This window comes from Sinorhizobium fredii NGR234 (genome assembly GCF_000018545.1).
GTDB classification, from domain to species: Bacteria; Pseudomonadota; Alphaproteobacteria; order Rhizobiales; family Rhizobiaceae; genus Sinorhizobium; species Sinorhizobium fredii_A.
Genome location: NC_012586.1, coordinates 1,999,037 through 2,013,479 on the forward strand (window position 1 = coordinate 1,999,037; position 14,443 = coordinate 2,013,479).

General features: G+C 60.7%; 11 protein-coding genes. 1 reads left to right on the forward strand and 10 read right to left on the reverse strand.

All coding sequences use genetic code 11. The features are described 5' to 3' along the window. Positions 1-119: 119 nt before the first annotated feature. Complete coding sequence (gene bhcR / locus NGR_RS09385; RefSeq protein ID WP_015888024.1) at positions 120-929, forward strand: HTH-type transcriptional regulator BhcR; 810 nt, start codon at positions 120-122, stop codon at positions 927-929. A gap of 39 nt (positions 930-968) precedes the next feature. On the opposite strand, the gene glcF is transcribed toward bhcR, so the two are convergent. From glcF to NGR_RS09435, 10 genes are all read right to left on the reverse strand, one after another. Further along, positions 969-2,267, reverse strand: a complete 1,299-nt coding sequence (gene glcF / locus NGR_RS09390; RefSeq protein WP_015888025.1) for a glycolate oxidase subunit GlcF — start codon at positions 2,265-2,267, stop codon at positions 969-971. Position 2,268: 1 nt separating this feature from the next. Beyond that, positions 2,269-3,432, reverse strand: coding sequence for an FAD-binding protein (locus NGR_RS09395; protein WP_015888026.1), 1,164 nt, complete (start codon positions 3,430-3,432; stop codon positions 2,269-2,271). Continuing rightward, entirely contained in the window at positions 3,423-4,880 is a 1,458-nt protein-coding gene (locus NGR_RS09400) for an FAD-linked oxidase C-terminal domain-containing protein (protein WP_015888027.1), read from the reverse strand. The genes NGR_RS09395 and NGR_RS09400 overlap by 10 nt, the downstream gene beginning before the upstream one ends. A 175-nt stretch (positions 4,881-5,055) precedes the next feature. Next, entirely contained in the window at positions 5,056-6,765 is a 1,710-nt protein-coding gene (locus NGR_RS09405; RefSeq protein WP_015888028.1) for an acetyl/propionyl/methylcrotonyl-CoA carboxylase subunit alpha, read from the reverse strand. Beyond that, entirely contained in the window at positions 6,762-8,357 is a 1,596-nt protein-coding gene (locus NGR_RS09410; RefSeq protein ID WP_015888029.1) for an urea amidolyase family protein, read from the reverse strand. The genes NGR_RS09405 and NGR_RS09410 overlap by 4 nt, the downstream gene beginning before the upstream one ends. Continuing rightward, a complete protein-coding gene (locus NGR_RS09415; protein WP_015888030.1) occupies positions 8,350-9,135 on the reverse strand; it encodes a LamB/YcsF family protein in 786 nt (261 codons plus the stop codon). Before NGR_RS09415 ends, NGR_RS09410 begins: the two co-directional genes overlap by 8 nt. A 178-nt stretch (positions 9,136-9,313) precedes the next feature. Further along, a complete protein-coding gene (locus tag NGR_RS09420) occupies positions 9,314-10,852 on the reverse strand; it encodes a sugar ABC transporter ATP-binding protein (protein WP_015888031.1) in 1,539 nt (512 codons plus the stop codon). Positions 10,853-11,049: 197 nt separating this feature from the next. Then, positions 11,050-12,036: a LacI family DNA-binding transcriptional regulator gene (locus tag NGR_RS09425; protein WP_015888032.1), complete on the reverse strand. Its 987-nt coding sequence runs from the start codon at positions 12,034-12,036 to the stop codon at positions 11,050-11,052. A 232-nt stretch (positions 12,037-12,268) separates the two neighbouring features. After that, on the reverse strand, positions 12,269-13,255 hold the full coding sequence (locus tag NGR_RS09430) for a LacI family DNA-binding transcriptional regulator (RefSeq protein WP_164923980.1): 987 nt from the start codon (positions 13,253-13,255) through the stop codon (positions 12,269-12,271). A gap of 193 nt (positions 13,256-13,448) precedes the next feature. Beyond that, entirely contained in the window at positions 13,449-14,426 is a 978-nt protein-coding gene (locus NGR_RS09435) for a Gfo/Idh/MocA family protein (RefSeq protein ID WP_015888034.1), read from the reverse strand. Positions 14,427-14,443: the final 17 nt, after the last annotated feature.

Below are 14,443 nucleotides of genomic sequence, written 5' to 3' on the forward strand. Positions count from 1 at the left end.
CATAAATGCACGATTTACTATTTTGTGCTTTGAAACCAATGATATAGATTTTTTCATTGTATAATTTGATTTTTCACACGAAGGTGAACTTCCGAGAGCGCTTTCCACAGGTGAGAGAAATGCAGGTTGCCAATCGCCGGAGAGGCCGTCCGAAATCGTTTAATGGCCCACAGTCGCAAAGCGTCATTCAATCCCTTGACCGTGCACTGGACGTCCTTGAGGCGCTGGCGCTGCCCGAAGGGATGACGCTCTCCGAGCTTGCCGCCCATCTCGGTCAATCGCCAGCCACAATGCACCGCGTACTCTCCACGCTCGAACGTCGTGAGCTCGTCGAGATCAGCCCCGACCGACAGGTCTGGCACATTGGCCCCGAAGCTTATCGGCTCGGTTCCGCGTTTCTTCGCCGAACCAACATTATTGAACGCAGCCGCCCGATCATGCGGGACCTGATGCTCGAGACGGGAGAAACCTCAAATCTCGGAATTGAGAAGGATGGCAATGTCCTCTTCGTCAGCCAGGTCGAGACCCATGAGTCTATCAGGGCATTCTTTCCGCCCGGAACCCTGTCTCCCCTTCACGCATCGGGAATCGGCAAGGCGCTGCTCAGCACATATGACGACAACCGTCTCGTTTCGCTTTTCAAGAAAACCACCCTTGAGCGCTTCACTGAAAACACGGTCCGGTCGCTCGCCCAGCTGGAAGACGAGCTTCGCGTGACAAGGGACCGAGGCTATGCACTCGATGATGAGGAGCGAACCAAGGGAATGCGTTGCGTTGCAGCCCCGATCTTGAACGTGCATGGCGAAGCAGTGGCGGGCATTTCCGTCTCGGGCCCAACCCACAGAATGCCGGACAGACAAGTGCACCAAATCGGCGAACGAGTGCGGGATGCTGCGAAAATGGTGTCGCGGCGTTTGGGAGCGCCATAGCCTGCAACCTTCAATGCCCACTGGTGTCTTCCTGCATGTTCACCGTGGCACGGTGGCGATGCTCCGCGGTTTCGGGCCACCTGTGGCCCAGTCGAGTAATTCGACGGTGTGAACGACAGGTATGTGGGTGCCGGAGCCTATCTGCATCATGCAGCCGATATTGCCGGCACTGATCACCTGAGGATGAGTGCCGTCGATCGCCGCTAATTTGCGAGCCTTGAGTTCAGACGATATCGCCGGCTGCATGAGATTATACGTCCCGGCGGATCCGCAGCAGATATGACTGTCGCGGGGCTCCACGACCTCGAAGCCTGCCGCCCGAAGCAGGTCCTTCGGGGCAGAACGGATCTGCTGGCCGTGCTGGAGCGAACACGCGGCATGATAAGCCACGCGCAGCGGATCGGCGTGGAGCGGGTCGTTCAGACCGAGGTCGGCCAAGACTTCGGTGACATCTTTGGCGAGAACCGCGACACGAGCAGCATCATCAGCGATCGGATCGTCTCGCAACATATGGGCATAATCCTTCACGGTCGTCCCGCAGCCTGACGTGTTTATGACCACGGCATCAAGGCCTTCGCCATCGAGTTCGCCAAGAATTGCGCGAATGTTAGCCGTGGCCATCGCATGGCTTTCTTGGACCTTACCCATGTGGTGTGTAAGGGCGCCGCAGCAGCCCATCCCCTTGGGAATTACGACCTCGCAGCCGTGACGGCGTAGCAGTCTAATCGTGGCATCGTTGATATCGTTGTTTAGGGCGCGCTGCGCACAACCTATGAGCAGAGCGACGCGTTTGCGCCGCGCGCCGACCGCGGAGAACTTTTGCGGCCTGTCATTCTCGCTGGCCCGTGGGATACGATCGGGCGCCATCTCCAACATGGCCCTCAGGCGGGCGTCCGGGAGAAGTTTTCTCAAAGGGCGCGCGAGCCTTGCGGCGATCAGCGCAAGTCGAAACCGGCGTGGATATGGCAGAATTTTCGCCAACAGCCATCGCAGAGCTCTTTCGTCCCATCGGCGTTTGTAGGTCTTTTCGACATATTCACGCGCATGATCGATCAGATGCATGTAGTGAACGCCCGAGGGGCAGGTCGTCATGCAGCTCAGGCAACTTAGGCAGCGGTCGATATGCGTTACCGTTCTTTCGTCAGGGACCTTGTTGTTTTCCAACATGTCCTTGATCAGATAGATACGACCGCGCGGACTGTCGAGTTCGTCGCCAAGCACCTTGTAAGTCGGGCAAGTCGCTGTGCAGAAGCCGCAATGGACGCAAGACCGCAGAATTTCATTCGAACGCTGTGTGGCCGGATCGGCAAGCTGTCTCTCTGTGAAGTTTGTCTGCATCTCATTTGTCCATCAATCCGGGATTGAGAATGCCAGCGGGATCAAATGTCCTGCGCAGCGCAGCTGAGAGCTGCGCAATAGCGGGCTCTTCGGGCGGGAAGCTGCCACAGTCGCACAGCGCACCGCGGCGCAGCAGCATTGCCTGCCCCATGCCAGCTGCGCGGCGAACTGCAGATCCGCTGGCACTGCCCTGAAACCAAATCAATCCGCCACCCCAGTCCAGCGACACCTCCCCGCCGAGTGCATGCAACGCCGCAACCACCGCCGGAGCGTCGCTCGGCTTGACGAGAATGCGCCAAAGCGGTTCACTTGAGGCCGAGAAATGGTGCAGATCGCGCAGTCCTCGCCAGAGGTTCCGGCTATCAGCCTCGCCCACTATTTCAAGCTCTCGATCGCGAAAGAGGGTGGACAACCGTTCGCGACGATAGTCGACTTGCGCCGAAAACCCTTCGATCCTCAGCCAGGCAGTGCCGGAGCGAAAGGCGGCGCCAGAAACCTCGTAGGGAGTGGCGAGTGCCCGCGCGAAAATCTCCGTTGCATCTCCTACGGAAATGCCGTGGAAGGCGATCGTCTGCTGGGTTTCCGCAGCCGGCAACGTCTTCAACGCCACTTCCGTCAAGACACCGAGCGTCCCGTGCGAACCGCAGAGCAGTTTACTGAGGTCGAGGCCGGTGACGTTCTTCATTACCCGCCCGCCGTTTTTTATGATCCGGCCCCTGCCATCGACGAAACGCACGCCAAGAAGATGATCCCTGCAGGCGCCGGCATTTACACGACGCGGGCCCGACACATTGCCGGCAACCATGCCGCCGACCGTTGGAGCGCCGGTGACGCGAAGCACCACTCTATGGTCCATCGGTTCGAACGCGAACGCCTGCTGCTCGCTCGCAAGTGCTGCTTCGATTTCCTCCATGGGAGTTCCAGAGCGCGCAATCAGCGTTAGAGCGCCCGGTTCATAGGTCACAATGCCACTAAGCGATCGTGACGTCAGGGTCTGGGCAGCTGCAACCGTTCCGGGCTGGAGACGGGTGCCTCCACCGACGACACACATGGGGGCGGTTCGCGCATAGCTTTCGGCAATAAAGCCAGCCAATTCCGCTTCATTGGTCGGGGAAATGACTGTCGCGGCGAGATCGGTTTCGCTGTCATTGCTTCTCATGGGCATCTCGCCGCCGCGTCACGATGTGCCTGACTAAGCTCGAGTGGGAAAACCTTGGCTGGATTAAGCAGCCAGCCGGGATCGAAGACATCCTTGATTTCCATCTGAATGGCCATGTCCTCGGCCGTATATTGCTTGGTCATGAGGTCGCGTTTTTCGATTCCGACCCCATGCTCGCCGGTGAGGCAGCCTCCAACGTCCACGCACAGCCGAAGAATGTCCGCGCCGAAGGCTTCGGCCCGCTCAAGCTCGCCGGGCGCGTTTGCATTGAAGAGGATCAACGGGTGCATATTGCCATCGCCGGCGTGAAAAACGTTGGCGACTTCCAGGCCATACTCCTTTGATAGCTCACCGATGCGCTTGAGCGTGTGGGGGAGCCTGGAGACCGGCACGGTTCCATCGAGACACAGATAATCACCGAGCCGGCCCATTGCCCCGAACGCGGATTTACGCCCCTTCCAGATCGCCAAGGACTCCTCAGCAGTTCGGCTGCTACGGAACTCGACCGGATCAAGCTCCTCGGCGATCGAACGGATGCGCTCGATTTGATGGTCGATTTCCGCCTCGGAGCCTTCCACCTCGACAATCAGTACGGCTGCGCAATTCGGATAGCCCGCTTTGACGAAGGCCTCGACCGCACGCAGGCAAACGTCGTCCATATATTCGATCGCGACCGGCAACAGACCCGAGCGGATGATGCGCGCCACGCATTCGCCAGCCGTTTCGGCGCTGTCGAACCCGATTAACATTGGCCGCGCACCTTCCGGCTTCGGGACGATCCGGAGGGTCGCTTCGGTAACAATGGCGAGTTGACCCTCCGATCCGCAAATCAGGCCAAGAAGGTCTAACCCTGGCGTACCCAGGAGGGGGCCGCCAATTTCAATGATGTCGCCGGTGGCCATGACCATCCGGACTCCCAAGAGATTGTTCGTCGTGACCCCGTATTTGAGGCAGTGCGCGCCACCGGAATTCATCGCGATATTGCCTGCGATCGTGCAAGCAAGCTGTGACGAGGGGTCCGGTGCGTAGAAGAAGCCCTCGGCTTCCAATTCAGCGCTAACCGAGAGATTCGTGACGCCCGTCTGCACACGAATGAAACGGTTGGCGGTGTCGATCTCCAATGTGTCGCGCAAACGCATGGTGCCAATGACCACGCTGTCAGCAGTCGGCAGAGCGCCGCCGGCCAGCGACGTGCCTGCCCCACGCGGCACGACGGGTACGCTCCACACATGGCAGATGCGCATGGCAACCGCCACTTCCTCGGTTGTGCGCGGCAGAACGACGGCAAGAGGCGGGCAACGATACGCTGTCAGCGCGTCGCATTCGTAGGCACGCGTTTCCTCCGGGCTTGAGATGACAGCACCGGCCGGTAGCGCAGCCTCAAGCGCCGCTACGATATGCGGTGCTCTCGCAAGGATATCGGCGTTTGGTTCGGGCATAGCTATGGATGACATGAGGAGTTCTCCTCCGTGACGGAAATGGTGAAGCACGGAGGTTGAGGCCCCCTCGCCCGCTTGTTGCAATGCGCCATCGTTGTGAAAAGAGCCTGGCGATCACGAGAACGGCGCCACTCGAAGCCGCTTGCAGGGCCAAGCTCGCAGCCAGCGCGGGTTGCGAGCTTGGCTGGCCTCAGTCGATCGTCGCCAGCTCCGCGCCAAGACCGACGACCACACTCGCTTCGACCTTGATGCTGATGCGGCCCGCCCGCGGTGCAAGGATACGCGTTTCCATCTTCATCGCTTCGATAAGGGCAACAACGTCACCTTCTGCGACTTCCGAGCCGTTCTCGACCAGCCATTGCTGCAACGTCCCGGGGATCGGCGCGGTGACCGAGCCATCGCTGGCCGGGTGTACCACTGGCCTTACGAGCTGCGGCGTGCCGAGTCCCGAGAAAAGCGCCGCGGGCAGGCCCAGTGCATGGCGCTTGCCGTCGATCTCTATGAAGCTCCTCAGAAGGCCGCTTTCAACTGGATCGACGCGGCAAGAAGGCTCAACGCCGCGGAACTGCGTCTCGATCCAGTTGGTGAAGACGCGGAAGCCGTCCTCGCCGGTAAAGTCGCGCTCTTCCAATACCGCACGGTGGAAGGGCAGCACGGAGGCAACCCCTTCGATAGAGAACTCGGCGAGTGCCCTGCGGGCACGGATCAGCGCTTCCTCGCGGGTGGCCCCCGTGACGATCAGCTTCGCCATCATCGAATCGTAGAGGCCGGGGATTTCCGAACCCGTCTCCACGCCGGCATCGATGCGCACACCTGGCCCTGCGGGAGCGCGGAAGCGGGTGATGAGGCCCGGGGTCGGGAGGAAGCCTCGCCCAGGGTCTTCTGCATTGATGCGGAATTCGAAGGCGTGGCCGCGTGGCTCGGGCGTCTGCGTGACCGAGAGCGGCAGACCGTCGGCAATGCGCAATTGCTCGATGACGATGTCGACGCCGGTCGTCTCCTCGGTCACCGGATGCTCGACCTGGAGACGCGTGTTCACCTCGAGGAAGGAAATCACGCCGTTCTGCGATAGCAGGAATTCCACGGTTCCTGCTCCGGTATAGCCGGCCTCCGCGCAGATGGCGTGGGCGGCATCGTGGATGCGCCCTCGCTGTTCGTCGGTGATGAACGGGGCCGGAGCCTCTTCCACGAGCTTCTGGTTGCGGCGCTGCAGCGAGCAGTCGCGCGTACCCAGAACAACGGTGTTGCCGTGACTGTCGGCGATGACCTGCGCCTCGATGTGGCGGGGTCGGTCGAGGAACTGCTCGGCATAGCATTCACCGCGGCCAAACGCTTCCTTCGCCTCACGCACGGCTGAATCAAACAGTTCACCGACCTCTTCCAGCCGCCGCGCGACCTTCATGCCGCGTCCGCCGCCGCCAAAGGCGGCCTTGATGGCGAGCGGCAGGCCGGCCTGCGTGGCGAAGGTAACCGCCTCGGCGGCCGAAGCGAGTGGACCGTCCGAACCTTTGACCAGCGGCGCGCCGACCTTGGCGGCGATGCGCCGGGCCTCGACCTTGTCGCCGAGCGCGGTTATCACCTCGGGAGCCGGCCCGACCCAGGTAAGGCCTGCGTCGATCACGGCCTTCGCGAATTCGGCGCGTTCCGACAGGAAGCCATAGCCGGGATGGACAGCATCGGCGCCGGCGCGGCGGGCGATATCGAGAATCTTTTCGATATTGAGATAGGTCTCGGCCGGTCGGCCGGGACCGAGGCCGTATGCCTCGTCGGCAAGCTCGGCATGCAGCGAATTCGCATCAGCATCCGAGTAGATTGCGACCGAGGTCACGCCGTAATCGCGCGCAGCGCGGACGATGCGGATGGCGATTTCGCCGCGATTGGCGATGAGCAGCTTTTTCATCGGTCAATTTCCTTAACATGCGGGTCAAACGCGGCGATCGAATTGAAACGGATGAGCGCCCCAATCGGGATCTGGCCGGCCAGGTCCAGGTGATAAGCGGCCACAACGCCAATAACGGGATAGCCACCAGTCAGTGGATGGTCGGCGAGGAAAAGCACCGGCTGACCGCTGTGCGGCACCTGAATAGAGCCGAGCGCCGTGCCTTCGGAGGGAAGCTCCGCTGCGTCCCGCCGCTCCAGCGGCGCGGAACCGGAGAGGCGCATTCCCACGCGGCTCGATTCGGCCGTGACCTGCCAGTCCTGTGAGAGAAGCATCTCCACACCCTTGTCCGTGAACCAGTCGGTGCGCGGGCCAAGCACTACGTCGAGCGTAACTGCCTCCTCCGCACGCGGCAGGCGCTCCGGTGCGGGACGATCCGGATCGACGGCGCTGGCCGGCTCGCCGGCCGGAACGAGTACGTCGCCCGCCGCAATCGGCGGGGGGCCTATCTTCGCCAGCGTATCGGTCGAGGCTGAGTCGAGGACCCGATTGACGATGAAGCCGCCACGTAGTGCCAGATAGCTGCGCATTCCTTCACTCGGCGCGCCGAGCGTCAGCTCATCCCCCGCGTCAAGCGCGAAGGGACGGGCAAAGGGGGCCGGCACATCACATCCATCAGCAGTGCGGATCACCAGCGGGCATGGCGCCCCCGTCACGGCGAGCGTGACGGGGCGGTCGGCCCGTACCGCGAAGCCGCCGAATGTGATCTCGACTGCGGGCACCTCGCGCGAATTGCCGACGCAGAGATTGGCCTCGCGGAGTGAGGCGCGATCGAGCGCGCCGGATTCCGAAACGCCCTGATCTGCCCGTCCCGGACGACCGAGGTCCTGATAGAGCGCCGGCCGGTCTGCGCGGATGACGCAAAGACCCTCCGCTGGCGGCGCGGTGTCCGCCGGCGGCATGTGCATTGGGGCCGGGACGGTGGCTCCCTTGGCAATATTGCGGAACCGCACGCGATCGCCGGGGGCAAGTAGCGCTGCCCGGGCACGGGCCGTATCCCACATACGAAGCGGTGTTGTGCCGAGGAGCTGCCAGCCGCCAGGGCTGTCGGTGGGATAGATGCCGCCGAATTTGCCAGCGATGGCGACGGAACCGGCGGGAATGCGCACACGCGGACTCTTGCGGCGCGGCACGTCGAACGCCGGATCATCACAGGTCATGTAGGCAAAGCCAGGCGCGAAGCCGGTGAATGCCACGGTATAGGTCGCCTCGGTATGGCGACGGATGAGCTCCGCCACAGACCAGCCGAGGAATTCGGCAACATCGCCGAGGTCCTCACCGTCATAGGTCACGGGAATGTCGAACGTCTCGCCCTGTCGCGCGCTGCGCTGAGACAGGTCCATCCGCGAGACAAACGCCGCTAGCGCAGCGCGATTGGTAACGAGCGGATCGAAGCGGATCATCACGGTTCGGGCCGCGGGAACAAGCTCCCTCACCCCTTCCGGCCGCGCGGCAAGCAAACCGTCGAGTAGCGTGAGAGTCGTTTCCAGATCGTCGAGTTCGACGAGGAAGCTATCACTGCCGGCCGGCAGGAAACGTAGGCGCTCAGGCATCGCCCGCACCTCGGATCGTTTCGGAAAAGGACTTAAGCTCGACGCCGCCTGCGAGTAGCCTGTCGCGCACTGTACGGGCGATGGCAACGGCAGCGGGCGTGTCGCCGTGAATGCAGATCGAGTCTGCCTCGATCGCAATATCTGTGCCGTCGACCGCGGTGATCCGACGCTCCTCGACCATCCGCAGCATCCGTTCGGCGATAGCTGCCGGATCATGAATGACCGCGCCGGGCAAACGACGGCTGACGAGGCTGCCGTCAGCGTTATAGGCACGGTCGGCAAAGGCTTCGCACACGACCGTCAAACCGGCTGCGCGCGCCTGTTCCACGACAGGAGCGCCGGCAAGCGCCATCAGGATCAGCGAAGGGTCCAGCGCCTTGATGCCGGCGATCACGTCCGCTGCCTGAAGTGCGTCACTGGCAATGGTGTTGTAGAGGGCTCCGTGTGGCTTGACGTAACTGACCGTAGTGCCGGCGGCCCTAGCCAGCCCCTGCAGCGCGCCGATCTGGTAGATCGTGTCGCCGATGAGTTCTGCGCTGGAAGGGTCCATGTTGCGTCGCCCGAAGCCGACCAGATCGCGATAGCCGATATGTGCGCCGACTGAGACGCGGCGTCGCGCGGCTTCCCTCAGAACGGCAAGGATGCCTGCCGGATCGCCGGCATGGAAACCGCAGGCGATGTTGGCGCTGGTGACGATGCCAAGCATTGAGACATCGTCACCCATCGGCCAAGGGCCGAAGCTTTCTCCGAGGTCGCTATTGAGGTCGATGCTTACCATGTCACAGCCTGTTCGAGTATTAATGCGATGTATTGACGTCAGAGCTCACAAACTGCGCCTAAGGGTTCGGGGACGTTTGACAGGGCAGACCCTTGTTGCGGGAGTGCAGGTAACAGTCTCTGCGCATCACAGTTTCGGCGCAGACTTCGCTGTCTCAACCGCGCTGTCTACGTCGCCATCACTGCGCTGCAAGCTCCATGATCTTGACCTGATCGGCTTCGACGCGATCCAGAATGCCGGACAAGCGGCCCTGACGTATAGTCATGACGCGGTCGCTCATCCCAAGGATTTCCGGCATCTCCGAAGAGATCATGATCACCGCTAGACCTTCGCCGGCAAGATTTGAGATCATGCGATGGATCTCCGCCTTGGCCCCGACATCGATGCCGCGGGTAGGCTCGTCGAGAATGAGGATACGCGGCTTCGTCAGCAGCCAGCGGGCGATGAGCACTTTCTGCTGGTTGCCGCCGGAGAGGTTCAGGATCAACTCCTCCATGTTTGGGGTTTTGACCCTCAGCGCGCTTGTCATGGCATCACAGTCGCGGGACAGCCGTTTTTGGTCGACGAAGCCGCGCCGGACATAGCCGCTACGCAGCGCCGCCATCTGCATGTTCTCTTGGATGTTGAGAAGCAGAAAACAGCCGGACTCCTTGCGTTCCTCGGTGAGGAACGCCATGCCATGTTGCATGGCGACAGCAGGCGAATCCACAACCACCTTCTCACCAGCAATTTCGATGCTGCCCGAGGTAGCCGGAATGACGCCAAAGATCGTCTCGGCAATATTGGAGCGACCCGAACCAACCAAGCCGGCGATGCCCAGGATCTCGCCGGCCCGCAAGTCGAAGGAGATGTCGTCGAACACCCCGGCGAGCCCGAGATTGCGGACTTTCAGCACGACATCACCGATCGGGGCAGGTGTCTTCGGGAACATCTGCGAGAGCTCGCGCCCCACCATCATCCGGATCACCTCGTCGCGAGTGACCTCGTTGGCGGCTTTAGTCGCGATGTGCTTGCCGTCACGAAAGATCGAGACCTCATCGGCGATTTCGAAAAGCTCGTTCATCTTGTGCGTTATATAGATGATCCCCTTACCCGCTTCCCTAAGTGTTCGGATGATCCGGAAAAGGTGCTCCACCTCACGCTCGGTCAGAGTCGAGGTCGGCTCGTCCATGATCAGGACGTCTGATTCATATGAAACCGCTTTTGCGATCTCGACCATTTGTCGGCTGGCGACGGAGAGCTTTCCGACTTGCTCGTCCGGGTCGATATCGATCCCGAGCCGGTCGAAGAGCTCCAGCGTGCGGCGGCGCAACTCGTCGTGGTCGATAAAGCCAAACCGGTTCTTCGGCTCGCGGCGAATCCATACATTCTCCGAGACCGTCATCGGCGCCATCAGGTTGAGCTCCTGGTGGATCATCGCAATGCCGTTGTCGAGCGCGTCGAGCGGGCTGTTCAGCCTGATCGACTGGCCGCGCCACTTAAACTCCCCGGCATCCGGCGTGTAGATGCCGGCAATGATCTTCATCAATGTCGACTTGCCCGCGCCATTCTCGCCCATGAGCGCATGCACACTGCCGCGGCGGACGCGGAAAGAAACATTGTCGAGCGCAACGACGCCGGCGAATTCCTTGCGGACGTTGTCGACCTCCAAGAGATACTCGGAATTCGGCAGCGCACCGGTTTCGCGAACGACCTTGATGGTAGATGGTGACAGCATGCTGTTAGCCTTTCACGCTCCGCTCTTCGGCGTTGGACTTGATGGAAGTGACGCGCCGCAACTTCGGTACCCGCCGAAGACCGATCGGCAGGCTAATGATGTTTTCATTTGGATTCATTTTCTTCTTTCCCCCTCTGCATTTGGTCTCGGCCAGCGTCCTGTTTGATCCGGACCACCCCTTGGGCCATGTTGTTGTTCTAAGCAGACTGCCGGATCGTCAGTGAAAATGGCAGGATGACGGTCCGGCTGTGCTCCTTCGTGGCGGGTGGCTCGTTGATCAGCTCCGCAATGGCAGGGCCGAAGTCGAATGCCGGAACCTTGACGGTCGTCAGCCAGGGAGCGAGCCAGTCGTTCACGCGATTGTCGTCGAATCCAAAGATCATCACGTCATCAGGAATCCGCATGTTCTTCTCCATGGCGGCCCGGTAAACACCGTAGGCGATCATGTCATTGGCGCAGAAGACTGCGTACCGACGGCTGCGGTCAGCCAGAAGAAGCGAACCCTGTCGGTAGCCGGCCTCCATCGTGAAAGCGCACTCGAACTGTTGGACCTGGCGCATCTCGCCGACACCGGCGAGAAAACCCTCAAGGCGTCGACTGCTTCCCGGATAGTGTCGCGGCCCGTGGATTGCGACGCAGTTCTCGTAGCCTTTCTCGATGAAATAGCGCCCTACCGCGAAGCCGGCGGCGAAATTATCAATCCCAACATAGGGAGCGATAATGCCGGGCGCGGGTCGGCGGTTAACAAATATCAGGTTGCTTTGCCGTTCGGCCATCTCACGCAAGCGCGGCGTATCCATTGCGCCCTGCAGAACAATAGCTCGCGCCCGCAGGCCCTGCGCATCGGCGAGCAGGCCGTCCTGCTTTTCAGCGTTTTCGGCCGTATTCGCAAGCACCAAGGAAAGGCCAATGCCTTTGAGTGCATTCTCGACCGACGCTGCAACGTCGGCGGTAAAAAGGTTGGTGGCATCGGGCACCAGCATCACCACGACGCGGCTGCTTGCCAAGCGCAGCGAGCGCCCAATCTCCGACGGAGTATAACCGAGCTTCTCCGCGGCGCTGCGGACGCTCTCGATCGTTTCAGGAGAAATTGCATTCGTCTTCCCCGTGAAGAAACGCGACACCGTGGCCGTCGAAACTCCGGAAAGGCGCGCTACATCGCGGATGGTCGGCGGCTTAGCCATTTCAATTGCCCAGATCTAAGGATGTGCACGGCACTTCAGGCGACTTGCATGTTATCGTTTACATGATGCTGTGGGAGCATGTCAACGTTTACATTGCAGTTTCTCTTTGACTCTGGGCCCAAGACTTTTATCAAGCGCGAGCGGCAGCAGGCACCTGTTGTGTCGCTGGCTTATTGCGGATTCGGTGTCGCTTGCAAAAAGGACGAGCTTAGATACCGAGTTTCCGAACTGTCTAGGCAGACGTCCGAGTCATCATCGTAAACGGGAGAATAACGTTCCTGTCTTGGTCATTCGTGGCGATCGGCGCATTGATCAGCTTTGCAATGGCGGGCCCGAATTCGAATGCTGGAACCTTCACTGTCGAGAGCCAGGGAGCGAGCCACTCGTTCAACCGGTTATCGTCGAAGCCAAAAATGACCAGATCCTCGGGCACGCGGATGTCTTTCTCCAGCGCCGCCCGGTATACGCCGTAGGCGATCATGTCGTTGCCACAAAAGACTGCGTACCGGCGGCTGCGGTCAGCGAGGAGCAACTGGCCCTGCCGGTAGCCCGCCTCCATTGTGTACGGGCTCTCAAATTGAAGCACGGGACGCATCTCTCCGAGGCCTGCGAGAAAGCCGTCGAGCCGCTCGGTGCTGCCCGAGTAATGTCTCGGGCCGTGGATTGCAACGTAGTTCTCGTAACCGCGATCTACGAAGTACTTGCCGACCGCGAAGCCTGCCGCGAAGTTATCAATGCCTACGTAGGGAGCGACAATCCCTGGAGCCGGCCGGCGGTTGACAAAGATTAGGTTGTCCTGACGCGATGCCATGTCACGCAGCCGCGGCGTATCGATCGCGCCCTGGAGGACGATTGCCCGAGCCCGCAGGCCCTGAGCGTCGGCCAGCAGCCGATCCTGCTGTTCGGCGTTTTCAGAAGCATTCGCCAACACCATCGATAGGCCATACTCTTTGAGCGCCTGTTCGACCGACGCCGCAACGTCGGCGGTAAATGGATTGGTCGCATCGGGTACCAACATTACGACAACCCGACTGCGCGCCAAGCGAAGAGAGCGGCCGATCTCTGACGGCGTGTAACCGAGAACCTTCGCGGCGTTGCGCACATTCTCGATCGTTTCGGGCGAAATCGCATCCGTCTTTCCGGTGAAATAGCGCGACACGGTGGCGGTTGATACGCCGGAAAGGCGTGCTACGTCGCGGATGGTCGGCGGCTTACTCATACACAGCTCAATTCGATCGATCTCGGCCCGCGGCCAATTGCGAAGCCTCCACAAACGGGGCCTCTCCATCATGAAATTATTTGATCAAGTAGAATTGCCGGCGTCAATGATGACGTACCGCCTGAATTTCGATCGCCAGCACGTTCGCTGCACGACAACTCGAGCAAGCGGACCAACGCTGGCGCCATTGTCATCAGTCGTAGATCGCTGGACGCGAGCCGACGGAAAAGTGCGTCTTGGCGTCAAAGGCCATCGTGGCGACAATCTGCTCCGCGATGGCTGTCGTAAGATAGCCGTCCCATGCGCTGGCACCGTCGGTGGGCACGCCGGTTTTCACAGCCTTCACCCAAGCGTTCATCTGCCTGACATAAGCCTCGCGAAAGCGCGGCACCCAGTTGTCTGGGTAGGACGAGTTGTGCTGTCCTGAAACATTCCTGAGGGTGATGCCCGGCGAGGCGGTCTCGATGGTTCCGTTGATGCCTACGAGTTGCGCATGTACATGGTAACCGTAGCCGCAGTTCATGAAGACCTCGGTTGAAACGATCTCTCCTTGGTCGGTTTCCATCGTGATCATGAGCGGGTCAGCACCCGGCGCCGCATGAACCCTCGCCGATACCATCTCGGAGCCGAGTAACCATCGGCTCACGTCGATTTCGTGCACAAATGCGTTCGTCACTGACATATGCCCGCTGAACCACTCAGGAGCGACTGGATTGCGGTGGACATTGTGCAGGATGACGGGTCTCCCAACCCCTCCAACCTCGCGCACACGCTTCATCTCGATATAGGGCGGATCGAAGCGGCGCATGTAACCGACCTGAACAAGTCTTTGCCCCTTGGCGACCTCGGCTTCAACGACCTCGAAGGCTTCAGCCGTAGTGACGGCAAGAGGTTTTTCGCAGAGCACCGGCTTGCCCGTTTCGATGCAAGCCAGTACCAGGCTTCCGTGCACAGCATCTGGCGCGGCGATCACGACTGCTTCGACCTGATCCGAGTTTATGAGTGCCAGCGCATCCGTGAACACTCGATTTTCGCCTGCGGCCGCTCGCGCGCGGTCTTCGCTCGCATCGCAGACGGCCGCAAGATGTGCTCCGACAGTCTCCTCGCGAAGAATGCGGACATGTTCGGAGCCCATAACCCCGGTTCCGATTACGCCAACTGCGACGCTCATTTTCGCACCCATCGCCA